General features: G+C 63.0%; 21 protein-coding genes. 11 read left to right on the forward strand and 10 right to left on the reverse strand.

Annotation, left to right across the window (positions count from 1 at the left end):
* Positions 1 to 143 precede the first annotated feature (143 nt).
* A complete protein-coding gene (locus tag IB265_RS23985) occupies positions 144 to 1196 on the reverse strand; it encodes a sugar phosphate isomerase/epimerase (RefSeq protein ID WP_058325281.1) in 1053 nt (350 codons plus the stop codon).
* A 291-nt stretch (positions 1197 to 1487) separates the two neighbouring features.
* Positions 1488 to 2798 carry a xylose isomerase gene (gene xylA, locus IB265_RS23990; RefSeq protein WP_057254549.1) on the reverse strand — a complete coding sequence of 437 codons (1311 nt, stop codon included), beginning with the start codon at positions 2796 to 2798 and terminating at the stop codon, positions 1488 to 1490.
* 29 nt (positions 2799 to 2827) lie between these two features.
* Between xylA and IB265_RS23995 the strand changes: the two genes are divergently transcribed.
* On the forward strand, positions 2828 to 3316 hold the full coding sequence (locus IB265_RS23995; RefSeq protein ID WP_375293082.1) for a nuclear transport factor 2 family protein: 489 nt from the start codon (positions 2828 to 2830) through the stop codon (positions 3314 to 3316).
* 38 nt (positions 3317 to 3354) lie between these two features.
* Here the strand turns inward: IB265_RS23995 and xylB are convergent, their stop codons facing one another.
* The 5 genes from xylB to IB265_RS24020 form a co-directional block, all read right to left on the reverse strand.
* Positions 3355 to 4809: a xylulokinase gene (xylB, locus tag IB265_RS24000; protein ID WP_057254548.1), complete on the reverse strand. Its 1455-nt coding sequence runs from the start codon at positions 4807 to 4809 to the stop codon at positions 3355 to 3357.
* Positions 4810 to 4871: 62 nt separating this feature from the next.
* Positions 4872 to 5909: a LacI family DNA-binding transcriptional regulator gene (locus IB265_RS24005; protein WP_057254547.1), complete on the reverse strand. Its 1038-nt coding sequence runs from the start codon at positions 5907 to 5909 to the stop codon at positions 4872 to 4874.
* A gap of 164 nt (positions 5910 to 6073) precedes the next feature.
* The gene (locus IB265_RS24010) at positions 6074 to 7147 is read right to left on the reverse strand and encodes a metallophosphoesterase (RefSeq protein WP_057254819.1); all 1074 of its coding nucleotides are present in this window, start codon (positions 7145 to 7147) and stop codon (positions 6074 to 6076) included.
* Between the two features lie 208 nt (positions 7148 to 7355).
* Positions 7356 to 8945 (reverse strand): DHA2 family efflux MFS transporter permease subunit, encoded by a 1590-nt coding sequence (locus IB265_RS24015; RefSeq protein WP_057254546.1) that lies wholly within the window; start codon positions 8943 to 8945, stop codon positions 7356 to 7358.
* A 55-nt stretch (positions 8946 to 9000) separates the two neighbouring features.
* Positions 9001 to 10209, reverse strand: coding sequence for an HlyD family secretion protein (locus tag IB265_RS24020; protein ID WP_192495205.1), 1209 nt, complete (start codon positions 10207 to 10209; stop codon positions 9001 to 9003).
* 187 nt (positions 10210 to 10396) lie between these two features.
* Between IB265_RS24020 and IB265_RS24025 the strand changes: the two genes are divergently transcribed.
* The 3 genes from IB265_RS24025 to IB265_RS24035 all read left to right on the forward strand — a co-directional run bounded on the left by IB265_RS24025 (position 10397) and on the right by IB265_RS24035 (position 12878).
* Positions 10397 to 11065 (forward strand): TetR/AcrR family transcriptional regulator, encoded by a 669-nt coding sequence (locus tag IB265_RS24025; protein WP_373419944.1) that lies wholly within the window; start codon positions 10397 to 10399, stop codon positions 11063 to 11065.
* A gap of 111 nt (positions 11066 to 11176) precedes the next feature.
* A complete protein-coding gene (locus IB265_RS24030; protein WP_057254818.1) occupies positions 11177 to 12016 on the forward strand; it encodes an AraC family transcriptional regulator in 840 nt (279 codons plus the stop codon).
* A 112-nt stretch (positions 12017 to 12128) separates the two neighbouring features.
* Positions 12129 to 12878, forward strand: coding sequence for a TerC family protein (locus IB265_RS24035; RefSeq protein ID WP_110880638.1), 750 nt, complete (start codon positions 12129 to 12131; stop codon positions 12876 to 12878).
* Between the two features lie 236 nt (positions 12879 to 13114).
* On the opposite strand, the gene IB265_RS24040 is transcribed toward IB265_RS24035, so the two are convergent.
* Together IB265_RS24040 and IB265_RS24045 are read right to left on the reverse strand one after the other, a co-directional pair.
* Positions 13115 to 13495 (reverse strand): VOC family protein, encoded by a 381-nt coding sequence (locus IB265_RS24040; protein WP_057254542.1) that lies wholly within the window; start codon positions 13493 to 13495, stop codon positions 13115 to 13117.
* Positions 13496 to 13719: 224 nt separating this feature from the next.
* Positions 13720 to 14067, reverse strand: a complete 348-nt coding sequence (locus IB265_RS24045) for a helix-turn-helix transcriptional regulator (protein WP_057254541.1) — start codon at positions 14065 to 14067, stop codon at positions 13720 to 13722.
* Positions 14068 to 14326: 259 nt separating this feature from the next.
* Here IB265_RS24045 and gltX point away from each other — a divergent pair, with 259 nt between their 5' ends.
* Positions 14327 to 15784, forward strand: a complete 1458-nt coding sequence (gltX, locus tag IB265_RS24050) for a glutamate--tRNA ligase (protein ID WP_057254540.1) — start codon at positions 14327 to 14329, stop codon at positions 15782 to 15784.
* A 10-nt stretch (positions 15785 to 15794) separates the two neighbouring features.
* The gene (gene lysS, locus IB265_RS24055) at positions 15795 to 17291 is read left to right on the forward strand and encodes a lysine--tRNA ligase (protein ID WP_057254539.1); all 1497 of its coding nucleotides are present in this window, start codon (positions 15795 to 15797) and stop codon (positions 17289 to 17291) included.
* A gap of 96 nt (positions 17292 to 17387) precedes the next feature.
* Here lysS and IB265_RS24060 read toward each other — a convergent pair whose 3' ends face one another.
* Positions 17388 to 18047: a hypothetical protein gene (locus tag IB265_RS24060; RefSeq protein ID WP_057254817.1), complete on the reverse strand. Its 660-nt coding sequence runs from the start codon at positions 18045 to 18047 to the stop codon at positions 17388 to 17390.
* A 261-nt stretch (positions 18048 to 18308) separates the two neighbouring features.
* Between IB265_RS24060 and IB265_RS24065 the strand changes: the two genes are divergently transcribed.
* From IB265_RS24065 to IB265_RS24085, 5 genes are all read left to right on the forward strand, one after another.
* Positions 18309 to 19262, forward strand: coding sequence for a nucleoside hydrolase (locus IB265_RS24065; RefSeq protein WP_057254538.1), 954 nt, complete (start codon positions 18309 to 18311; stop codon positions 19260 to 19262).
* An 88-nt stretch (positions 19263 to 19350) separates the two neighbouring features.
* Positions 19351 to 20361: a ligase-associated DNA damage response exonuclease gene (locus IB265_RS24070; protein ID WP_057254816.1), complete on the forward strand. Its 1011-nt coding sequence runs from the start codon at positions 19351 to 19353 to the stop codon at positions 20359 to 20361.
* A gap of 4 nt (positions 20362 to 20365) precedes the next feature.
* On the forward strand, positions 20366 to 21985 hold the full coding sequence (locus IB265_RS24075) for a cisplatin damage response ATP-dependent DNA ligase (protein ID WP_057254537.1): 1620 nt from the start codon (positions 20366 to 20368) through the stop codon (positions 21983 to 21985).
* Positions 21986 to 22068: 83 nt separating this feature from the next.
* On the forward strand, positions 22069 to 22254 hold the full coding sequence (locus tag IB265_RS24080) for a DUF3008 family protein (protein ID WP_057254536.1): 186 nt from the start codon (positions 22069 to 22071) through the stop codon (positions 22252 to 22254).
* 135 nt (positions 22255 to 22389) lie between these two features.
* Positions 22390 to 25029 carry an EAL domain-containing protein gene (locus IB265_RS24085; RefSeq protein WP_192495206.1) on the forward strand — a complete coding sequence of 880 codons (2640 nt, stop codon included), beginning with the start codon at positions 22390 to 22392 and terminating at the stop codon, positions 25027 to 25029.
* Positions 25030 to 25189 lie beyond the last annotated feature (160 nt).

Raw genomic sequence — 25189 nt, forward strand, 5'->3', positions numbered from 1 at the left:
GCAGGCGGGGAGAAGGGACTGGATGCGCCCGCCAGGCCCCAAGCAACTCTCTCTGAGAGCGCTGCAGGTTCAACCGCGGCCACAGTCCGCGTCCCCTCTCCCTGCAAGCGGGGAGAGGGTTAGGGTGAGGGGCAAACGCTACCTCAGATCCCCAGCATGCGCCGGTTGGCGGCCTCGTCCGTGCCCGCTCCGGCGAAATCGTCGAAGGCTTTTTCGGTGACGCGGATGATGTGGTGCTTGACGAAGTCGGCACCCTCGCGCGCACCATCCTCGGGATGCTTCAGCGCGCATTCCCATTCGACCACGGCCCAGCCGGAGAAATCATTGGCCGCCATCCTGGAAAACACCGCGCCGAAATCCACCTGGCCGTCGCCGAGCGAGCGGAACCGTCCGGCCCGGTTGACCCAGCCCTGATAGCCGCCATAGACGCCCTGGCGTCCGGTCGGATTGAACTCCGCATCCTTGACGTGGAACATCCGGATGCGGTCCTTGTAGATGTCGATGTTGTCGAGATAATCGAGGCACTGCAGCACATAGTGCGAGGGGTCATAGAGCATGCAGGCGCGGGCGTGGTTGCCGGTGCGCTCCAGAAACATCTCGTAGGTGATGCCGTCGTGCAGGTCCTCGCCCGGATGGATCTCATAGCAGATGTCGACGCCGTTTTCCTCGGCATGGTCGAGGATCGGTTTCCAGCGCTTCGCCAGTTCGTCAAACGCGGTTTCGACGAGGCCGGCCGGGCGCTGCGGCCAAGGATACACGAAGGGCCAGGCGAGCGCACCGGAAAAGCTCGCCATCGCATTCAGCCCGAGGTTCTTCGAGGCGGTCAGCGCCAGCTTCACCTGTTCCACCGCCCAGGCCTGCCGCGCTTTCGCATTGCCGCGCACCTCGGGTGCGGCAAAGCCGTCGAAGGCCTCGTCATAGGCCGGGTGCACGGCGACGAGCTGGCCCTGCAGATGGGTCGAAAGCTCGGTCACCTCGACACCGTTGTCGCGGGCCGTGCCGGCGAATTCGTCGCAATAGGTCTTCGAGGTCGCTGCCTTCTGAAGATCGATCAGCCGCGCGTCCCAGCTCGGGACCTGCACGCCTTTGTAGCCGCAATCGGCCGCCCATTTGGTGATCGCGTCCCAGGAATTGAACGGTGCCGCATCGCCGGCAAATTGCGCAAGAAAGAGCCCTGGCCCCTTGATGGTCTTCATCCCGATTTTCCTCCCGATGAAACGGCCATTGATGATGTCGGCCTGTCCGGTCAGTCGGCGACAAGGAGGTACAATGGCACCTTGTTTTCGCCACAACTGGCGGACCTGAAACGTTGCAGGCGCCAAAGCTAGCAGATTTTCAACCGGGGGCAACTGGCGAGGGCACAGATTCCCGAGAGATTTGTAATCGATTTCATATTGCAGCCCACCTGCGTCGCCGACACCCGCAGTCGCCGCAAACCGGCGGCCCGGAGAGACCGGGCCGCCGCGTGCGCAAACTCGCGAGAGTGCTTAGACGTAGCGGTTGACGACGTTTTCGAGCAGTTCCTGCTTGCCGGACTTCGGCTGCGGGTTGAGATCCGATTTCAGCACCCAGGCCTCGATCTCCTCCAGCGAGAAGCCGCCGTCGAGCATCTTCTTGGCTTCCGGCACCTGCCAGCCGGCATAGCGCTGATTAAGCGGTGCCGAGAGCGCCTTGTCCTCGATCATCTTTGCTGCCGCCTTCAGACCACGGGCGCAGCAATCCATGCCGCCGATGTGACCGATCAGCAGGTCCTCGGGATCGATCGACTGCCGGCGCAGCTTAGCATCGAAATTGGTACCGCCGGTCACGAACCCGCCGCCGGCGAGAACCTGGTAATAGGCAAGCGCCATTTCCGGCACATTGTTCGGGAACTGATCGGTGTCCCAGCCGGACTGGTAGTCGTTGCGGTTCATGTCGATCGAACCGAAGATGCCAAGCGCATTGGCAAGCGCCAGCTCGTGCTCGAAGGAGTGGCCGGCGAGGATCGCGTGGCCCTGTTCGATATTGACCTTGACCTCGTTTTCCAGACCGTAGTTCTTCAGGAAGCCGTAGACGGTCGCGACGTCGTAGTCGTACTGGTGCTTTGTTGGCTCCTGCGGCTTCGGCTCGATCAGGATCGCGCCCTTGAAGCCGATCTTGTGCTTGTACTCGACGACGAGATTGACGAAGCGGCCGAGCTGGTCGAGTTCGCGCTTCATGTCGGTGTTGAGCAGCGTCTCGTAGCCTTCGCGCCCGCCCCACAGCACATAGTTCTGGCCGCCGAGGCGCTTGGTTGCGTCGAGGCAGGTCTTCACCGTTGCCGCGCCAAAGGCAAAGACATCCGGGTCCGGATTTGTCGCGGCACCCGACATGTAGCGCCGGTTGGAGAAAAGGTTGGCGGTGCCCCAGAGCAGATTGACGCCGGTCTCGGCCTGCTTCTTCTCGAAGTGATCGACGATATCGTTGAGGTTCTTCGTGTTCTCCGCAAAGCTCCTGCCTTCCGGGCGCACGTCGGCGTCATGGAAGCAGTAGAAGGGCACGCCGAGCAGGTCGAAGAATTCGAAGGCGACGTCGGCCTTCAGCTTCGCCGCGTCCATGGTGTCCTTGAACCAGGGGCGCTCGAAGGTCTGGCCGCCGAAGGGATCGCCGCCCGGCCAGACGAAGGTGTGCCAGTAGGCGACGGCAAAGCGCAGGTGATCTTCCATGCGCTTGCCGAGAACAACCTCGTCCTTGTTGTAATGACGGAAGGCAAGCGGGTTGGCGCTATCAGGGCCTTCATACTTGATCTTGGCGATATCGCCGAAAAATCCTGTGCTCATGGGTTTGGCTCCTCTCAAGGATGATGCGAATGGGATGGATTTCGGCCGGCGTCGCCCGTTCGATAGGCGCGGCCATTACGTGGAAGGTAATTGGTTTCATTCCCTCGTCCGGCGATAGCTGGGGCATCGAAACGCCAAACGAAAGGAACACTTCGATGCACGACTTCAACGCCATCGCCGAAGCCTACATTGCCGCCTGGAACACAACCGACGCCGCCGCCCGCTCTGCGCTGATCGAGAAGGCGTTCACCGCCGATGTCGCCTACCGCGACCCGATCATGCAAGGCGACGGCCACGCCGGCATCGATGCGCTGATCGCCGGCGTCCACGGCCAGTTCCCCGGCTTCCGCTTCACGCTGAAGGGGGCTGCGGACGGTTATGCCGACACGATCCGCTTTTCCTGGGCGCTCGGCCCGGAGGGCGTTGCCTCGGTTATCGAAGGCACGGATGTCTGCCAGATCGAGAACGGCCGCCTGAAGACGATCACCGGCTTTCTCGACAAGGTCCCCGCCCGCTGAGCGGCCGGCACCCGAACCGGATCTGCGGTGCAGCGTCGTCACGACGCCGCACCCCTGATCGCCGGATAGAGCTCGCGGTAGCGCTGGTAGCTCGCCTCATAGACTGAGACCAGCGACGCTTCCGGCGCGATGGTTTCGGCAGTGAGCGGCGCATAGCAGGTGGCGACGGGATCTGCACCCGTAGCGGCAATCAGGCCCAGGCGGGCTGCCCCGAAGGCGGCACCGAAATCGCCGTCGGCAGGCAGATCGACCGGCAGGTCGAGTGCCGTGGCGATCGACTTCAGCCAGTAGCGTGAGCGCGAGCCGCCGCCGATCGCGGTTACCCGCGACAGCGTCGTGCCGGCGGCGCGAAGGGCCTCCAGGCTATCGCGAATGGCGAAGGACACGCCTTCCATCACCGCCTGGGCCAGCACCACGCGGCTGCTTTCATGCCCTAGCCCGACGAAGGCGCCGCGGATCGCCGCATCGTTGTGCGGCGTGCGCTCGCCCGAGAGATAGGGAAGGAAGGTGACGCCGGTCGGCGCCTTCAGGTCATCACCAAGCTCGGCGCTCAAATCGACAGCACTGCGCCCGGCGATGCCCGAGTACCAGTTGAGCGCATCGGTCGCCGACAGGATGACGCCCATCTGGTGCCAGGTGTTCGGCAGCGCATGGCAAAAGGCGTGTACGGCGCTTTCCGGATTGGGCAGGTAGCTCGCATTGGCGGCAAAGAGCACCCCCGAGGTGCCGAGCGAGACGAAGGCATGTCCTTCGCCGACCGTGCCCATGCCGCAGGCAGACGCCGCATTGTCACCGGCGCCGCCGGCAACCACGACATTGCCCGAGATACCCCAGCGCCCAGCGAGTTCCGGGCGTAACGTTCCGGCCGGATCGGTCCCTTCGACCAGGCTGGGCATCTGCTTCTCATCCATCGCGGTGGCGGCAAGCAGGCTCTCCGACCACCGCCGCTTGCCGGTATCGAGCCAGGAGGTGCCGGCGGAATCGGACATTTCCGACACATGTTCGCCGGTCAGCCATAGGCGCAGATAATCCTTCGGCAGCAACACCCAGCGCACTTTGGCGAAGATGTCGGGTTCGTTGGCGCGCACCCAGGCGAGCTTCGGCGCCGTAAAGCCAGGAAAGACGATGTTGCCGGTGATCGCCCGGAACTGCGGGTCGGCGTCGAGCGCTGCCGCCTCGCGAAAACTGCGGGTGTCGTTCCAGAGGATGCAGGGCCGAAGCACCCGGTCGTCGGCATCCAGCAGTGTCGCGCCGTGCATCTGGCCGGAGAGGCCAATGCCGCGCACCGCCGCAAGCTCCGCCGGGTGGGTCGCTTTCAGCCCGGCAATCGCCTCCTCGGTCGCCCGCACCCACTCGGCCGGGTCCTGCTCCGACCAGCCGGGATGCGGCCGCGAGACGTCGAGCGCGCCGGAGGCAGAACCGATGATGCGCTGGTCGCCATCGATGAGCATTGCCTTGACGCCCGAGGTGCCGAGATCCAGTCCGAGATACATGCTTGCCTCCATTGAACAATTCCAGACCGGTTTGCCGTCCGGAACCGCGCAGTTCCAAATCGTTACGCCGGCTCGACCGGCAGGTTATCCCTAAGGAAAATCTCGATGCGGATGCGCTCCTGCGCCCCGATCACCGCGAGTCCATCCGCACGAGCCTTGAGCACGCGGATGGCGCTGCGCACCTCATGCCCGGCATCCTGATTGAGGAGCGCGTCCAAGGTGCCGGAGGCGAGTGCCGCACGGCTATGCGGTGTCAGTTCGTGCGCGATGGCGCAAATATCAGCCTGACGACCGGCCTTTTCGAGTGCCGCGATCAGGCCGCGATTGCCGGCGCCGAGACTGTAGATGCCGGCGAGATCCGCATGATCGGCGACAAGTCCCGACACAAGGTTCTCGACTTCGGCGGGATCGTCATGGCCCTCGATGACGGGCAGAAGCCGGCGGCCCGGCGCACTTTCGGCCATCGCCGCGCTGAAACCTTCGAGGCGATCACGATGGTCGCGCACCAGCATCGAGCCGGCGACGATCGCGACCGGTCCTTCGCGACCGCTGAGGAAACGCCCCATCAAGGTGCCCGCGGTCCGGCCGGCGGCGATGTTGTCGACGCCGGCAAAGTGATCACGCGACGATCCCGGCAGATCGGAAACCAGCGTCACCACAGCGATGCCGTCTTCGCGCAGCCGATCGACAGCTGCAACGACCTCGAGCGCATCGATCGCAACCACCGCGACACCGGCAGGGGCGAGTGCCCGCGCCTTTTCCAGTGCCGTGGCAAGAGCCGCTCTGTCGAAGGCCGGGACGGAGAGCACGGTGATCGCGGTGCGCTCGACCGCAGACCGCACTTTCGCCGCCTCCACCTCGACCGCAAGGCCGCGCATGAAGGTGTTGTCGCCCTCGGGCAGGATGAAGATCAGCGGGTAGATACGGCTCTTGGCGAGATTGGCGGCGGCGACGTCGCGCACATAGCCGAGCGTCGTTATGGCGCGCTCGACCTTGTCGCGGGTGACACCACGCACGCCGGGACGATTGTTCAAAACCCGGTCGACGGTGGCGAGACTGACCCCGGCTTTAGCAGCGATATCGTGAACTGTCGGACGCATGTTTTCCTCCGGGTTCTGCCTTTAGAGGAATTTCTGATGTACGTAAATCAGAAATCTTCAAAACGGCGAAAACAGGCGTCCGTGCGCCGGCGGAAGGACGGCACGCGTCACTTTAAACGATTGATTCTGATCGATTTAACGAATGTTGTGACACTTACCAGATATTAGGCGAGCCGCTTGCTGAAAGCGGTAGTAAACGCGACCTCTCCGTGCGCGGAACCGGCCTCGGCCAACACTACGTCCATGAAGCCGTCGGTGACGCGCACAACCGCAAAGCCGCCCATATAGGCAGCCTTCGGCTTAATGAGGTCGAGCCCGCCCTGCCGGTAGATCATTGCGGTTTCGTGCTGGTGTCCGTGGAACAGGCCGATGACGTTGTAGCCCTTGAGCGAGTCGAGCAGCGCCTGGCGCTGATCGACACTCCACCAATGCGGCGCGCCATCGCCTTCATCATCGAAGGTCTTGGCCTTCACATCCCAGACCTCGGTCGAAAACGCGTCCCAGCCATAGTGCTGGAACAGTATGACGGGCCGGCCGTCGCCCGCATAGGCCGCCAGATCCTGCTTCAGCCAGGGCAGCGCATTCACCGCGCCCTTCGTCTCATCGCCGCCGAAGCGCTGCAGCTGCACAAGGTGCAACCCGCCCCAATCCCAGGAGTAGCAGTCCGAAAGCGGGTCGTAGTTGGTCACCGGCACCGGCGGCTTGTAGAAGACCGTCTGGCGATGATTGAGCTCGACATAGTCGCGCAGCTCGCGGCGATACCAGTCGACATGCGGCGGCGGGCCGTCCTGGTCGAGGTCATGATTGCCGAGCCCGACGAAGACGGGCATGTGGACCCGATCGCTGCCCGCCCCTTCCTGATAGCGGCTGGAGAACTGCTGCAGCTGCCGCCCTTCGCGCGGCTGGCGCACCTGCCCGCCGCCGTCGTCGGTGATGTCGCCGCCAAGCACCAGACCGAGTGGCTTGCCGATCTGCCGTCCGGCACTTGCGAGACCGCTCGGCTTGCCCGCGACCGTTTCCGGCCAGCGCACGGCATACACGGCGTTGAGCGCCGCCACATGGCGCAGCAGGTTGGCGTCGGTCTTGCCTTCCGCCGCGCAGTTCGGCGCAAGCCCCTCGATCGAGACGAGGCAGGCATGGATGTCGTTGGAGAATAGGAACGTCGCATCGATGGCCGGAGGGGCAGCGCGACTGCGGGAGGCGGCAAGCCCCAGCCCGAGGCCGGCAATGCCCGTCATGAAAGACCGCCGTGAGATAGCCGCCGAAACCCGTTCCTTCATCCCGCCGCCCTCGCCATCAGTCGACGGGAGTGTGCAGCAAGGCTCGGCTCGCGTAAACCGTGCGGACTTGTCTGAGGATGGAAACGAGGAAAGACGGGCGCTCGCCCGCCTACCTACCTCTCATGGGAAAGTATGATGGGCCGCCTCGACCCATCATCCTCTTGTTCTAGTGACCGCCGCCGCTGGGGCCGGCGCCCTGCGGCTTCTTGATCATCATCACACCGAGGATCAGCGACAGGAACAGCACCGTCAAAAGCACGAAGATATCGCCGAAGGACAGGATGACCGCCTGCTTCTGCGCCATGGCGGCAAGCTGCTTGACGGCGATCGTCGTGCCGTCGAGACCATGGGCGTTGAAGTTGGCGGCCATGTTGTTGAACCGCTCCATCGCCTCCGGATTGCCCCACTGCACATGCTCGGCGAGGCGCGCATAGTGGAAGTCCTGGCGCTGGGTCAGGATCGTGTTGATGACCGCGAGCCCGACTGCACCGCCGAGGTTTCGCGTGAGGTTGAACAGGCCGGACGCGCCGCGCATGCGCGCCGGCGGCATGGTGCCGAGCGCGATGTTGTTGATCGGCACCATGCAGAGCATCAGCCCGACGCCGCGCAGAATCTGCGGGATGAACAGCTCGTAGAAGTCCCAGTCGGCGGTGAGATGGCCCATGATCCAGGTGCCGGCGGCAAAGCTGGTAAAACCAATCGTCATCAGCACACGCGGATCGAGCTTTCCCGAAAGGATGCCGGCGACCGGCGCCGTGAAGAACATCGCAAGGCCCGAGACGAACATGGTCTCGCCGATCATCAGCGAATCGTAGCCGCGGATGCGACCGAGATAGAGCGGATAGAGATAGGTGAGGCCATAGAGCCCGATGCCCATGACGAAGGAGAACATCGAGCCGAAGGCGAAGTTGCGGTTGGCAAAGGCCCTGAGGTCGACGACCGGGAACTCCACCTTGAAGGCCCGATAGAAGAACACGATGGCGGCGATTGCCGAAGCGACTGCGCCCATCACGATGTGCTCGTCATTGAACCAGTCGTTGGTGTTGCCTTCTTCCAGCACGTACTCCAGCGCGCCGAGGAAAATCGCCATCGAGGCCAGGCCCCACCAGTCGAACTTCTTGAACAGGCCGAGCTCCGGCTTGTCGAAATCGATGAAGGTCCAGGTGAGCGTGGCGACGATGATGCCGGGAATGACGTTGACGAGGAACAACCAGTGCCAGGAGAAGGCGTGGCTGAGATAGCCGCCGACGGTCGGGCCGATCGTCGGCGCCAGCGTCGCGATCAGGCCGATGATCGGCGAGACGATGTTGCGCTTGGACGGCGGGAAGATGGTGAAGGCGGCCGCAAAAACCGATGGGATCATGCCGCCGCCGATGAAGCCCTGGATGGCGCGATAGACGATCATCTGGTCGATGTTCGTCGCCGTTGCCGCAAGCGCGCTCGCCGCGGTGAAGCCGGCGGCCGAAACCGAGAACAGCACGCGCGTCGAGACGATGCGCGCCAGCGTTCCCGACAGCGGGATCATGATGACTTCGGCGATGAGATAGGAGGTCTGCACCCAGCCGATCTCGTCCGAGCCGGCCGACAGGCCCGCCTGGATTTCGGCAAGCGAGGCCGAGACGATCTGGATGTCGAGGATGGCCATGAACATGCCGACGACCATGGCGAAGAAGGCGATCAGCCTCTTCGGATCCATATGTTCCTCGACCTTCGGTGCGGCGGCCGCCACCGAACCTGCTGTTGCCGTTGCGGCCATCTCAGCCACTCCTTGCAAGGGCGCGCCCTCAAGGCGCGCCGGCGTTTGGGCCTGATTACTTGGTGGCGGCGACCTTGGTCTGATCCGGCGCCGTGCGCGTGTCGACGTCGACGACGACGCTCAGGCCGGCACGCAGGTGTCCTTCGGCCAGCACGTCGGCCGGGAGCGTGATGCGCACCGGCACGCGCTGGATCACCTTGGTGAAGTTGCCGGTGGCGTTTTCGGCCGGCAGCAACGAGAAGACCGAACCGGAGGCTGGCGAAATCGAGGCAACGGTGCCTTCGATCGCGTGATCCTCATAGGCATCGACATGGACCTTGACCTTGGAGCCCGGCACCAGATGGGCGATCTGGGTCTCCTTGAAATTGGCGTCGATGTAGAGCTGGTCGACCGGAACGAGGGCAGCGAGCCGCTGGCCGGCTGAAACGAGATCGCCAACCTGAACCGCCACGTTGCCGACGATGCCGTCATAGGGCGCCTTCAAGACGGTGAAGCCGAGGTCGCGATTGGCCTTGTCGCGCACAAGCTCGAGCGAGCGGATCTCGCTTTCGGCTTCGGTGCGCTGGGCTTCGAGAACCGTGATGCTCGCATTGGCGGCGGCGATATTGGCATCGGCGCCGGCAAGGTTCGCGCGTGCCTGGTCGAGCGCCACATCGGCGTTGTCAAGCGAAGCGACGGTGCCAACGGCCTTGGACTGGAGGTCGCTTGCGCGCTTCTGCGCAAGCTCGGCGCCGCGCACCGTCGCTTCGAGAGCCTTCTTCTGCGCTTCGGTCTGGGCCAGGCTCGCCTTGGCACCGGCAATCTGCGCATCGAAACGGCTGAGTGCAAGTTTCTGGGTGGCAATCTTTGCCTCGGCCTGCTCGGCAGCGATACGATAATCGCCATCGTCGAGGGTAACGAGAGGATCGCCGGCCTTCACCTTCTGGTTGGCGACGGCATCGACCTTGGCGACGTATCCCGAAACCTTCGGCGAAATCGTCGCGATGTCGCCTTCGATATAGGCGTCATCGGTCGAGACCATGAAGCGGCCATTGGTCCACCAGTCGTAGCCGAACCAGGCGCCGGCGGCGAGAAGCGCCAGACCGAGCACCGGAACGATGGGCTTGCGCGCCTTCTTCGGCGGCTGCGCCGCTTCTGCGGGAGCCTGGACAGCGGCCTGCTCCGCCGCAGGCGCCTTTGCCTCAAGCGCGGTTTCCTGCTGCACTTCAAAATTCTCGTCGACTGGACGGACGCGAGCAGCGCTGGATGTGTTGGATGCGGACATTGGGCACCGGCCTGGTTAAAGATTGCTGAACGAACTGAACCGTTCGGTTCGATCGAGCTTGACATAGGCCCTTTCTGGTCGCATATCAAGAGGAAATCGAACCACGCGGTTCGATGACTGAAATTTAATGCAAGCAGGACGGAAACAAGCGACCACCATGAGCACGGTGAAGACCGGAACCCAGGACATGATCCAGCCGAATGTCGGCCAGGACGAAGATCTCTTTTCGATGGGCGGCCGCCACGCCGCCGGCGAGGACCCCGCCAAGCGCGAGCAGATCCTCGAAGGTGCCCGGCGCGCCTTTCTGAGCCAGGGTTTCGACGCTGCCAGCATGAACGACATCACCCGCGAGGCCGGCGTCTCCAAGGGTACGCTCTACGTCTATTTCGAGAACAAGGAAGACCTGTTCAAGGCTCTGATCATCAAGGGCAAGACCCGGGTGGTCCAGACCGCCAAGCACGCGCTCAACGATCACGACGACGTCGAGGAATCGCTCTACGATTTCGGCGTGACGCTGACGACCAGCATGACGGCCGAAGAAACGATCCGCTCCATGCGCATGGTGATCGGCGTGATCGATCGCATGCCGCATCTGGCCGAGCGCTTCTTCAGCGAGGCGCCGGAAAACGGTTATACCGTGCTCAAGGCCTATCTCGACCGGCAGGTTCCTGCCGGTACTCTGGATATCGACAACACCGAGATGGCCGCCCGCCAGTTCATCGAAATGGCGCAGGCCGGGCTCTTCAAGCACCGCCTGTTCGGCGGCATGTGCACCGCACCGCCGAAGGAACAGATCGAGGCGACGGTGACCGCCGCCGTCCGCGTCTTCATGTCCGCCTACGGACCGAAGAAATAGGACGGCTGGCGCCGAACTCTTCCGACCCCTCCGGCGTTACAATCCAGCAATTGCGATCAAGCGCGCCTTCCGGCAAGACCCTATCACCAGGGCGCTGCCAAAGGAGTGATGATGAGTGCCATCGGACGCGCGGTCTGGTTCATCGAGAGCCATTTCGCAAGGGACATATCGCTGGATGAGATCGCCGGGGCCGCTGGCCTCTCGCGCTTCCATCTCTCGCGCGTTTTCGGGCTGGTCACGGGCCGTTCGATCAGCGCCTATATTCGCGGCCGGCGCCTCAGCGATGCCGCTTACGCCCTGGCCGATGGTTCCCTCAGCATTCTTTCGGTAGCCCTCGAAGCGGGCTACGGCTCGCACGAGGCTTTCACCCGCGCCTTTCGCGACCAGTTCGGCGTGACGCCCGAGACGGTGCGCAAGCAAAGGCATGTTCGAAACATCGAACTGATGGAGCCTTTAAGAATGGACGATACCCGCCTTCTCAAGATCGACCCGCCGCGCTTCGAAGACAGCCCGCCCCTGCTTCTGGCGGGCCTAGCGGAAACCTATGCCTACAGCCGCACCGAGGGCATCCCGTCGCTCTGGCAGCGGTTCAACCGCCATTTCGGCAACATAGCCGGCCAGAAGGGCGACATCGCCTATGGTGTCTGCACCCATAGCAATGGCGAGGCCGGAACCTTCCGTTACATGGCAGCCGCGGAAGTCAGCGAAACCGACGACCTGCCGGAGGGCTTTTCGACGCTGAAGCTGCCGAAGCAGCGTTATGCCGTCTTCCTGCACCGCGGCCACATCTCCGCGATCGCCAAGACCGCGGACCATGTCTTCGGCACTTGGTTGCCCGAGTCCGGACTTCAGCACGGCGAAACGCCTGATCTCATCGAACGCTACGACGAGCGCTTCGACCCGCATTCGGGCATGGGCGTCGTCGAACTGTGGATTCCGATCAAATCGTAAACGGTAAAGCGCCGCCGCAAATAGCGGCGGCGCTTGTCACCTCCGCGATGTTTCTTAAATACTTTCGGCGATTCTTGCGCGACGACGCGCCACCCACAAAGGAAGATCGCCGATGCAGGATATCCTGTTGCTTGCCCAAGACCCCGCCGCCTGGGTCGCCCTCGTCACGCTTGTGGTCATGGAGGTGGTTCTCGGCATCGACAACCTGATCTTCATCTCGATCCTCACCAACAAGCTACCACTGGAGCATCGCGAAAGGGCCCGCCGCATCGGCATCGGCCTCGCCCTCGTCATGCGCCTTGCCCTGCTCGGCACCGTTGCCTGGATCGTCAAGCTGACGACGCCGGTGTTCGAGGCCTTCGGCCACGGCTTCTCCTGGAAGGACATGATCCTGATTGCCGGTGGCCTGTTCCTCGTCTGGAAGGCGACCAAGGAAATCCACCACAATGTCGATCCGGCCGATCATGGCGAGGACTTCATCGCGTCTTCGGCGATCAACAGCTTCGGCGCTGCGATCGCTCAGATCCTGTTGCTCGACCTTGTCTTCTCCGTCGACAGCATCATCACCGCCGTTGGCATGACGCCGCACCTGCCGATCATGGTCATCGCCGTGATTGCCGCCGTGACCGTTATGCTCGTCGCCGCCAATCCGCTCGCCAACTTCATCGAGAAGAACCCGACGATCGTCATGCTGGCGCTCGCCTTCCTCTTGATGATCGGCACGACGCTGATTGCCGAAGGCATGGGCCTGCATGTGCCGAAGGGTTACATCTACGCCGCCATGGCTTTCTCGGCCCTTGTCGAAATCCTCAACATGGTCGCGCGCAATGCGCGGCTCCGGAAGGCAGGCAAGCTCAACTGACGAGCTGAGCCACGACGGTCTCATCGCGAAAAGGCCCGCATCGCCGATGCGGGCCTTCTTGTTTGCGGGAGTTCACGAAGACGCGGGACCGAACCGACCGGCCGTCAACCGCGAGCCTTCAGCGAAATACAGGATCACTCCTCCTCTTTCGCTGAGCCATGCCGGTGGCTGGCTCCACGCCTTCTGATTGGACAACGCCTCTCCCGAGGAAACGTTCCGCTGACCTCCGGTCCGGTTCAGACGTCTGCGCGATGACCGACTTCGACCAGAATGTTGCCGGGAATGACCACATAGAAGACGTAGGCGCCGTGCCGGTCCTCCGGTGCGATCACCTGGGCGCCGGATCCACGCACCCGCCGGTAGGCGTCGTCGACCTCGGCCCGCGCCGGCAGCAGGAAGCCGATGTGGTAGGTCTGGGCACCGAGGTTCAACTGGTCGCCGCCGCCAAGTGCCGTGATCGGCGGGCTGACGACGAGCACGAGGCCGAAACCATCCGTCAAGCGATAGAAGGCGTCCTTGCCGCGCTTTTCGACCAGCGTCAGGCCGAAATGGTCGATGAGGAAGGAAGCCGTTTCGGCAACGACGGGGCTATAGAGGTCGATATGATTCAGTCGCATGTTCACAGTCTCCGTGTTCGAGAAACGCGGCGGACTGCGTCGATATGCATACCCCGCCGCGGACCGATGCGATTGCATCGGAACCACGTCGTGGGTTCGAACGGGACGTTCGAGCAGAGCTTCGTTAGAAAACCGAAGGGACCGGGCTTACCATATCCGGTCCTGCCTTTTTCGACGCGTCCTGCTTACAGCAGAACGGCCGGACACGGAAGATGGAATGACGATCAGTTCTTTCCGGCGTCCGGATCGATGTGCTGGAGTTCCTGCAAATAGGTGTCGAGACGATCGAACTTCTGCTCCCAGAAGCGGCGGTAACTGTCGAGCCAGCTGTTGACGTCCTTCAGCGGCGCGGCCTCGAGCCGGCACGGGCGCCATTGCGCTTCGCGGCCGCGGCTGATCAGCCCGGCGCGCTCGAGAACCTTGAGATGCTTGGACACTGCCGGCAGGCTCATTGCGAAGGGCTCCGCCAGTTCGCCGACCGAGGCCTCTCCGAGGGCGAGACGGGCAAGGATCGCCCTTCGCGTTGGGTCGGCCAGGGCGGAGAGCGTCGTCGACAAGCGATCTTCCGGCATTTTCTAAAAAACCTTTCAGTTAAATAACCTTTCGGTTCATTATCGTCCAGGGCCGGCAGTGTCAACAAAAACCGACGTGGTCCACTTTCCGTTGACATGATCGGTGTTCTATGGTCTCACGCGAGCCGACTGGAATAGCCTGCCGATACCGCTGTTGCGGCACCCTTGCGGGCCTTTCCTTCCCATAAAATGCGCGCCCCGGCGGTCGGATTTCTTTTCCGGCAAGGGGCGAAAAGCACGTCAGACGGGCAAAAAGACCATGGCAAATTCAGCAGTCCGGGTACGCATCGCACCCTCCCCCACCGGCGAGCCGCATGTCGGCACGGCCTATATCGCTCTGTTCAACTACCTCTTTGCGAAGAAACACGGCGGCGAGTTCATCCTGCGCATCGAAGACACCGATGCGACCCGCTCGACGCCGGAGTTCGAACAGAAGGTGCTGGACGCGCTGAAATGGTGCGGGCTCGAATGGTCTGAAGGTCCTGATGTCGGTGGTCCCTATGGCCCCTATCGCCAGAGCGACCGCAAGGACATGTACCGTCCCTATGTCGAGAAGATCGTCGAGAACGGTCACGGCTTCCGCTGCTTCTGCACGCCCGAGCGGCTCGAACAGATGCGCGAGAGCCAGCGCGCCGCCGGCAAGCCGTCGAAGTATGACGGCCTTTGCCTCAACCTTACAGCCGAAGAAGTGACGTCGCGCGTTGCCGCCGGCGAGCCGCATGTCGTGCGCATGAAGATCCCGACCGAGGGTTCGTGCAAGTTTAACGACGGCGTCTATGGCGACGTCGAAATCCCGTGGGATGCCGTCGACATGCAGGTGCTCTTGAAGGCCGACGGCATGCCGACCTACCACATGGCAAACGTCGTCGACGACCATCTGATGAAGATCACCCACGTCGCCCGCGGCGAGGAGTGGCTGGCTTCCGTGCCGAAGCACATCCTGATCTACCAGTACCTCGGCCTCGAACCGCCAAAATTCATGCACCTGTCGCTGATGCGCAATGCCGACAAGTCGAAGCTGTCGAAGCGCAAGAACCCGACGTCGATCTCCTACTACACCGCCCTCGGCTATCTGCCGGAAGCGCTGATGAACTTCCTCGGCCTGTTCTTCATCCAGATCGCCGAAGGCGAGGAGTTGCTCACGATCGACGAGCTCGCGGCAAAGTTCGATCCGGAAAACCTGTCCAAGGCCGGCGCGATCTTCGATATCCAGAAGCTCGACTGGCTGAACGCGCGCTGGATCCGCGAGAAGCTCTCGGAAGACGAGTTCGCTGCCCGTGTGCTTGCCTGGGCGATGGAAAACGACCGCCTGAAGCAGGGCCTGAAGCTCAGCCAGTCGCGCATCTCGAAGCTCGGCGAACTGCCGGATCTCGCAAGCTTCCTGTTCAAGTCCGATCTCGGCCTGCAGCCGGCTGCCTTCGCCGGTGTCAAGTCGACGCCCGAAGAACTGCTCGAGGTCCTCAACGCCGTTCAGCCGGATCTCGAAAAGATCCTCGAATGGAACAAGGAGTCGATCGAAGCGGAACTGCGCGCGGTCGCCGAACGCATGGGCAAGAAGCTGAAGGTCATCGTGGCGCCGCTCTTTGTGGCGGTTTCCGGCTCGCAGCGCTCGTTGCCGCTGTTCGACAGCATGGAAATCCTGGGCCGCGCCGTGGTACGCCAGCGCCTGAAGGTCGCTTCCCAGGTGGTCGCCTCCATGGTCGGCAGCGGAAAGTAAGGAGAGCACGATGAACGACAAGACCGAGACCACTGGCCTCTCCTCCGACGCAACGGAAGTCCGCGCACAGAAGCTGAAGCTGCTGCGCGAACAGATCGGCGACGTCTATCCGGCGCATTTCCACCGGACGATGAGCAATGCCGAACTCACCGCCAAGTACGAAGGCCTGGAACCGGACACCGAGACGCAGGATGTCGTGACCGTTGCCGGCCGCGTCTACTCCTCGCGCAACTCCGGCATGTTCATGGACATCCATGACGCCTCCGGCAAGATTCAGATCTTCAGCCACAAGGACGTGACGAGCGAAGAGGCCCGCGGCCTGCTGCCGATGATCGACATCGGCGACATCATCGGCGTCACCGGCGTCGTGCGCCGTACCAAGCGCGGCGAGCTGACGATCAACGCCCAGGCGATCACCATGCTGACGAAGTCGCTGCTGCCGATGCCCGAGAAGTGGCACGGCCTCTCCGACATCGAAATTCGCTACCGCAAGCGTCACCTCGACATCATGACCAACGAGGAATCGAAGCTGCGCTTTCAGAGCCGCAGCCGCATCGTTTCCGGCATCCGCCGCTTCATGGAAAACGACGGCTTCATGGAAGTCGAAACGCCGATGCTGCATTCGGTCTACGGCGGCGCTACCGCCGAGCCGTTCAAGACGCATCACAACACGCTGAAGCTCGACATGTTCCTGCGCATCGCGCCGGAACTGTACCTGAAGCGCACGCTGGTTTCGGGCCTCACCGACAAGGTCTTCGAGATCAACCGCAACTTCCGCAACGAAGGCGTCTCCACCCGGCACAATCCGGAATTCACCATGATGGAGTGCTACTGGGCCTATGCCGACTACGAGGACATCATGGACCTCGTCGAGCGGCTGTTCGCCGAGCTGGCGATGGCGATCCACGGTTCGACCGAATTTGCCTACGGCGACAAGGAAATCTCCTTCAAGGGTCCGTTCCGCCGCGTGCCGATGCCCGACGCCGTCAAGGAAGCGACAGGCATCGACTTCCTGGCGATGAAGACCGACGAGGAAGCCCGCGCGGCCGCCAAGGCTGCCGGCTTCGAAGTCGAGAAGGACTGGACCTGGGGCGAGTGCCTCGCCTTCATCTTTGAAGAAAAGGTTGAAGGAACGCTGATCCAGCCGGCCCACGTCACGCATTTCCCGAAGGACATCTCGCCCTTCGCCAAGGAAGTGCCGGGCGAACCGCGCCTGGTCGAGCGTTTCGAGACCTATTGCAACGCCTGGGAACTCGGCAACGCCTTCTCGGAACTCAACGACCCGGAAGAGCAGCGCGCCCGCATGGTCGAGCAGCTCGAACAGGCGCATGCTCGCGGCGAAAAGGCCAAGCAGCTCGACGACGAGTTCCTCGATGCCATCGACCAGGGCATGCCGCCGGCCGGTGGCCTCGGCATCGGCGTCGACCGCCTGATCATGCTTCTGACCAATGCGCCGTCGATCCGCGACGTCATCCTCTTCCCGGCACGCCGCCAGAAGGCCGACTGATCAAGGTCGCATTGCCACGAACACGAAGGCCCGCCGCACCAGCGTCGGGCCTTTTATTTTCTGATGATGATCCGACGTCTCGGACGCAGCGTGGTCTCAGTGACCGGCCGGCGCCTCGGCCGTCTCCTCCGGTTCGGCCGCATGTTCGGCACCGCCTGCTTCGGCGGTCTTGGCTTCGGCCGGATCCGCGGACGGATCGATGCACGACGAGTGGTCGTCCATCGCTGCCATCATCATGCGGATATCATCCATCGAGAGATCGACCGTCTTGCCATGAAAGACGCCGACGGAATTCGCCGTACCGGCATTATAGGAAGCGCGGAACGTTTCGCTCATTCCAGGCACGCTCTGCGGGCCCGGAGCGAAAAGCACTTCCGCCCCGATTGCGGCTCCGCGAACCTGCGCCCGATCCTCCGGGCCGGCCGCGTCGAGCACGACGACCTGATAGAGATCGGCGCTCTCGGCCTTCGCCAGCGCGCCGACCACACGCAGGGCCGTGCGCATGCGTGCCTCGCCATCGGCGCGATCGGTCTTGACGTGCATGCGGATCCAGCGCTGGCCGTTATGGCTGAGCTTGAGGGTCCGCAGCATCGTGCATTCGAGACCCGATGTATTCGGCTTGGAAAGCCCCGCCATCAGTGCGTCCCGGCTGACATAGACAGCGGCCCCGCCGGATGCGGCCGACACGCCGAAGGCGGCCGCGAGGATGACGAGCAGCCTCTTCGATGGCCGAAACTTGCCGAGGATAGCCTTCACGAGGGTGACTCCGCCGTCATATCCAGGAATTGCAGAAAAGCCCGAAAGGGCGCGCCTCAACATTAGGCGCGCCACCCTTTCGGAAAGTTTAAGCTGCTGCGAGGGAGCCCGCCATGTCTGCCGGTGCAGCGATGTTCCAACGGAAACCGGCCAGGAAGGCGCTCAGTCTCGGCCCAGGCGCCCGCGAGGGAGATTGACTTTCACAGCCATCTTGCCTCCATTGCGGGCCGTCAAACACAAGAACAAGAAAAGAAGAACGCAATGCACAAAGTCATCTTTGATACGGACCCGGGCATCGACGATGCGATGGCGCTGCTTTTCCTGCATCGTCATCCGGCTATCAACCTGATCGGCATCACCACTGTCTTCGGTAATGCCTCGGTCGAAACCACCACCCGCAATGCGCTGTTCCTGAAGCAGCAATGGGGCATCGATGCACCGGTTGCCAAGGGCCTCGACAAGACCTTCGACCCCGACCGTCCGCATGTCGGCTGGCCGACCTTCATCCACGGCGACGACGGCCTCGGCAACATCGATGTCCCGGAGACTGTCGACCTGCCGATCGACCCGCGCCCGGCGCACCGCTTCATCATCGATACGGTCCGCGCCCATCCGGGCGAAGTGACGCTGATCGCCGTCGGCCGCATGACCAACCTGGCGCTGGCGCTGCGCGAGGATCCGGATTTTGCCGCACTCGTGCGCGAAGTCGTCATCATGGGCGGCGCCTTCGACGTCAACGGCAACATCACACCCGCTGCCGAAGCCAATATCCACGGCGACCCGGAAGCCGCTGACGTGGTGATGACGGCCGCGTGGCCGGTCACCGTCGTCGGCCTCGACGTCACCACCCAGACCGTGATGACCAAGGCGATGATCGCCGACATAGCCGAGCGCGGCGGCGAGGCCGGCAAGCTGCTTGCTGACATCTCGAAGTTCTACGTCACCTTCTACGAGCAGCATGTTCCCGATGGCATGGTCGTGCATGACAGCTGCGCCTGCGCCTATGTCGTGGCGCCCGATCTCTTCACCGTCAGAAGCGGATCGATCCGTGTCGTCTGCGGCGGCATTGCCGACGGCCAGACGATCCAGAGCCCCGACAACAGGCTCTTCCCGCCGAGCCCGTGGGACAATCTGCCAAGCCAGAAGGCCTGCATCGACATCGATGCGGCCCGCACGCTGAAGCTGATCAGCGACACGCTTGTCTTGAACGACTGAACCTGATCGAGGCGCGACCGATGTTGCGCCTTGAAAAACTTGAACAAGATGGCTGGCGGACGCGCGTTCGCCGGCTATCTTTATGTCCATGAAACCGGACGCCCTGCTCTATCCCGCCCCCAAGGGTCTCTACTGCCAGATTGGCGATTTCTACATCGACCCGGTGCAGCCGGTCGAAAGGGCGCTCATTACCCATGGCCATTCCGACCATGCCCGCGCCGGCCACGGCCAGGTGCTCGCCACCCGCGAAACCCTCGACATCATGCGCATTCGTTACGGAGATGGATTCTGCGGCACGAGCCAGGCGGTCGAACTCGGGGAAAGGCTGACGCTGAACGGTGTCGAGGTGGGCTTCCATCCCGCCGGCCACGTGCTTGGCTCGGCACAGATCTCAGTGCATGCCAACGGTATCCGCATCGTCGTCTCCGGCGACTACAAACGGCGACGGGATCCGACCTGCACGGGTTTCGAACCGGTTGCCTGCGACGTGTTCATCACCGAGGCCACCTTCGGTCTGCCGGTCTTCCACCACCCGGACGACCGGGCCGAGACGCGCAAGCTGCTCACCTCGCTTACCCAGTTTCCCGAACGGACCCACGTGGTCGGCGCCTATGCGCTCGGCAAGGCTCAGCGCGTCATCGCGCTCCTGCGCGAAGAGGGCTACCACCAACCGATCTTCATCCACGGCGCCCTGCAGCGGCTCTGCGACTACTACCAGAGCCAGGGCATCGATCTCGGCGAACTTCGTCCGGCAACACTTGCCGCCGACGAAAAGCAGGATTTCAGAGGGACCATCGTGATCGGCCCGCCCGCCGCCTTCGCCGACCGCTGGTCGCGGCGCTTCACCGATCCGATCGCCATCTTCGCCTCCGGCTGGATGCTGATCCGCCAAAGAGCGAAACAGCGCGGCGTCGAACTGCCCTTGGTCATTTCCGACCATTGCGACTGGGCTGAGCTGACTGAGACGATCACCGAGATCGCTCCCGGCGAAGTCTGGGTCACGCACGGCCGCGAGGAAGCACTGGTGCGCTGGTGCGAGCTGCAAGGCATCGCCGCCCGCCCGCTGCACCTCGTCGGTTACGACGACGAGGGAGAGTGACGGGATGCACGCCTTCGCCGAACTGCTCGATCGCCTCGTCCTGAGCCCGCAGCGCAACGCCAAGATCCGCCTGCTTGCCGATTACTTCCGGACGGCGCCGGATCCGAGCCGCGGCTACGCGCTCGCGGCGATCGCCGGTACGCTGTCGCTGAACACGGTCAAGCCGGCGATGATCCGGGACCTGCTCCTCGAACGCATGGACGCGGTGCTCTTCCAGTACTCCTACGACTATGTCGGCGACCTCGCCGAAACGGTCTCGCTCGTCTGGGAACCCCCGGTTGGTACGGTTCAATCGGACATCCCGCTGGGTGCCGCCATCGAGCGCCTGCAGATGACCGGGCGCGCCGACGTGCGCAGCGTCGTGCGCGACATGCTCGACCACCTGGACACCTCGGCGCGCTTCGCCTTCCTCAAGCTGGTGACCGGAGGCCTGCGCATCGGTGTATCGGCGAAGCTCGCCAAACAGGCGCTTGCCGACATGGGCGGCAAGGATGTCGCCGAAATCGAGACGCTCTGGCACGGCCTGTCACCGCCCTATCTGCCGCTCTTCCGCTGGCTCTTGGGCGAGGCGGAGAAGCCCGAGCTTTCGACGCCGGCGGTCTTCCACTCGGTCATGCTCGCCAATCCCGTCGGTGAGGGCGATCTCGACGCGCTCGACCCCAGGGATTTCGCGGCCGAATGGAAGTGGGACGGGATCCGCGTACAGCTTGCCAATATAGGCGGCGTCAAACGTCTTTACTCCCGCAGCGGCGACGAGATTTCCGGCGCCTTTCCCGATGTACTCGAAGCCGCCGACTTCACCGGCGTCATCGACGGCGAACTGCTCGTCGGCGGCACGGCACGCACCAATCGCGCAACCCGAAGCTTCGCCGACCTGCAACAGCGCCTGAACCGCAAGACCGTCAGCCACAAGCTTCTCGATGCCTACCCCGCCTTCATCCGCGCCTATGACATTCTCTTTTCGGGCGAAGAGGACGTTCGCCCGCAAGGCTTTGTCACAAGAAGGGCAATGCTTGCCGATCTCGTGGAAAGCGCTGCACCACAGCATTTCGACCTGTCGCCGCTGGTGCCGTTCTCGTCCTGGGAAGAGCTTGACCGGCTGCGCGCCGACCCGCCCGACCCGGTCATCGAAGGCATCATGCTGAAACGGCTCGATTCGCCCTATACGCCCGGCCGTGTCAAAGGGCCCTGGTTCAAGTGGAAGCGTGCGCCCTTTAATATCGACGCGGTGCTGATGTATGCACAGCGCGGTCACGGCAAGCGATCGAGCTACTACTCCGATTACACCTTCGGCGTCTGGACTGTCATCGACGGGAAGGAAACGCTGGTACCGGTCGGCAAGGCCTATTTCGGCTTCACCGACGCCGAGCTGGAGCTTCTCGACCGTTTCGTCAGGGACAACACAACCGACCGTTTCGGACCCGTCCGTGCCGTCAGGGCCGAACCCGATTTCGGTTTCGTCGTCGAGGTCGCCTTCGAAGGCATCAACCGCTCGACCCGGCACAAATCCGGCGTCGCGATGCGTTTCCCCCGCATTGCCCGCCTGCGACAGGACAAGCTGCCGCGCGACGCCGATCGCCTGGAGACACTGCAAGCCATGATCGAAGCCCGGGAAGGCGCGTAGCATCGCGCTATTCATCCGGAAATCTCGGAACACCGGCGACCGCTGAGCGTTGGGAGGGGCTATCAACCGAAAGGTGGTGTTCCATGCCAGCCAAATCGAAGGCTCAGCAGAAGGCAGCCGGTGCGGCCCTGGCCGCAAAACGCGGAGAGACCAAGAAGTCCAGTCTCAAGGGCGCCTCCCGCGAGATGGAAAAATCCATGACGGAAGGCGAACTCAAGGAACTCGCCGAGACCAAGCGCAAGAAGCTACCCGAGCGCAAGGGTGGCTGAATGCGAAACCTCGTATAAAAGAGCCGACTAAAACAAGAATTATTAAGACCCTTTTGGGATCATCCCGGTCGATACACAGCCATTCGCGTGCCGCCGGGGTGATTTGTGCCTGCCAGACATGCTTTCAACCTCGGAATGAAGAGGCTCTCCAGGGTTTTAACGCCAAGCTACCTTCCGGCGGTCATCGCGGCTTTCGTGGTCCTGGTGGCCGGCATCCTGGCGGACAATCAGAACCAGGTGGTGGCCGAGGCGCGCTTGCGCGCACGGGTCGCCGAAGAGCTCAATCCCATCCGCTCCAAGCTCGAAGCCAACGTCAACGGCAATATCCAGCTCGTGCGCGGCTTGATCGGCACGCTCGTCACCGAGCCGGGCATGGATCAGAAGCGCTTCGCCGCCCTTTCGCGCAGCATCTTTACCGAACGCTCGCAACTGCGCAGCATCGCTGCCGCGCCGAACCTCGTCGTCTCGCTCGTCTACCCGCTCAAAGGAAATGAGAAGGCGCTGGGGCTCGATTACCGCAAGAACGAGTTGCAGCGCGCTGCCGTCATGCGCGTCAAGAACACCAGGCAGATGGTGCTTGCCGGCCCGGTGGATCTCGTCCAGGGCGGGCGTGGGCTGATCGGCCGCTTCCCGGTAATGATCGACGCCGGCGGCGGCAGCAATCGCTTCTGGGGCATCGTCTCCGCCATCATCGACATCGACCGCCTCTATCGTGACAGCGGCCTCCTTTCCGAACAGCCCGGCATAGATATCGCCATAGCCGGGCGCGACGGCACCGGCGCGGAAGGGCAGGTCTTCTTTGGCGACCCCGCGATCTTCAAGCATTCGCCGGTCGGGATGACCGTGCTGTTGCCGGGCGGCTCCTGGCGCATCGCAGCCGTTCCCAGGGGCGGCTGGCCGACGACGGCCGGCAATGCCTGGTTCATCCGCGGATTGATCGTTCTCGGCGGCTTGATGATCATCCTGCCGATGGTGCTGACCGGTCGCCTGATGAGCGAGCGGCAGATGAACATCCGCGCGCTGAGGCACAGCAAGGCGCAGCTGCAAGAGCTCTCCCATCGGCTGAAGATCGCGCTGGACTCCTCGCAGATCGGCATTTGGGAGCTGGATATTGCGAGCGGCAAGCTGCTTTGGGACGACCGGATGCGCGAACTCTACGGTCGCGCCGGCTCCACCCGCGAGACCTATGAGGACTGGAGGAGCGCCCTTTATTCCGACGATCTCCAGCGCGCCGAGGCCGAGTTCGTAGAAGCGCTCGAGACGGGCGACGCCTACAACTCGGACTTCCGCATCTGCCTCCCAGACGGCAGTTTGCGTCACATTCGCGCGATCGGCTCTGCCTATATCGGCGCCGATGGCATGCGGAAGGTCGTCGGGGTCAACTGGGACGTCACCGCCGACTTCGAGACCCGCGAAACCCTGTTCGAAGCCAAGCGCATGGCCGAGGCGCACAGCGTCGAGCTCGAGGCGGCGCGCCATCGCATGGAATTCAATGCCCTGCACGATCCGCTGACCGGCCTGCCGAACCGCCGGTTCCTCGATCAGGTCCTGGCCGAGCGCAACAGGCATTTCGCGCCGGAAGCCCGGCTCAGCATATTCCACATGGACCTCGACCGGTTCAAGCAGATCAACGATACGCTCGGCCACGCCGCCGGCGACGAAATCCTGCGCCATGCCGCCGAGCTGCTCCGGGGCAATGCGGATGCCAGGGACTTCGTTGCTCGCATCGGCGGCGATGAGTTCGTCATCGTTCGCCAGGATGGCGGGATGGAACCGGACGCCACACTCGCGTCCCGCATCATTGAGGCGATGAGCGTGCCCGTCCGCTACAAGGACCAGGAGTGCCGCATCGGCGTCAGCATCGGCATTGCTGCCCAGGCCAAGGCAACGGATGATCTGTCGCACGTGCTGGTCAATGCCGATATTGCGCTCTACGAAGCCAAGCGCCGCGGCCGCAACCGGCACGAGACCTTTACCGGTGAGCTGAAGACGGCCGTTTTCAAGACCAAGCAAACGGCCGACGAGATCCTTCGCGGGCTGGAGCACAACGAGTTCATCGCCCATTTCCAGCCGCAGTTCTGCCCGCGATCCCTCGACATAACAGGTGTCGAGGCACTGGCGCGCTGGGATCATCCATCCAAGGGACTGCTCGGCCCGCATACCTTCCTGAAGACGGCGGAAGACATCAACGTGGTCGCGTCGATCGACCAGGCAATCCTGGAACAGGCGCTGTTCCAGATCTACCGCTGGGAGGCGGGCGGCATCCATATTCCCAAGGTCTCGGTCAATCTGTCCTATGCACGGCTTCACGATGAAAACCTGATCGATCGCCTCGAACAATTGCAAATTCCGGCGGGCCGCCTGTCCTTCGAACTACTGGAATCGATCTCCTTCGACGAGGGCGACGTGACGGTGCTTTCCAACATCCGCAGGATCAAGGAGCTCGGCATCGACATCGAGATCGACGATTTCGGCACCGGCTATGCCTCGATCCTGAGCCTTCTGAAGCTGACCCCGCGGCGGCTGAAGATCGATCGCCAGCTCGTCCTGCCGATCCTCGACTCGCCCGCCGAAAAGCGCCTCGTCGAATCGATCATCGATATCGGCACGTCGCTCGGCATCGAAGTGATCGCCGAAGGCGTCGAGACGCTGGAACACGCCCATATCCTGAAGGAACTCGGCTGCCACGGGCTGCAAGGCTATGCCTTCGCGCGGCCGATGAACGCCAACGACCTCGCGACCTTCGCCTTCGAGCGCCGCTGGCTTGCGGCCTGAGAAGCACGCCGGCCTGCTGCAAAAAACACGGTGCGTGCATTTTTCGCACCGGTAAGGCTTGGCAGCTTTGCCGCGAATCGCCATAAAAACAATTGCCTGCCTCCACGTCTTGGGATCGGCGGCATCACCTGCGGCAGTCGCTGATGCGACCGCCCTTTCG

The sequence above is a fragment of the Ensifer sp. ENS10 genome, assembly GCF_014852025.1.
In the GTDB taxonomy this organism is placed as follows: Bacteria; Pseudomonadota; Alphaproteobacteria; order Rhizobiales; family Rhizobiaceae; genus Ensifer.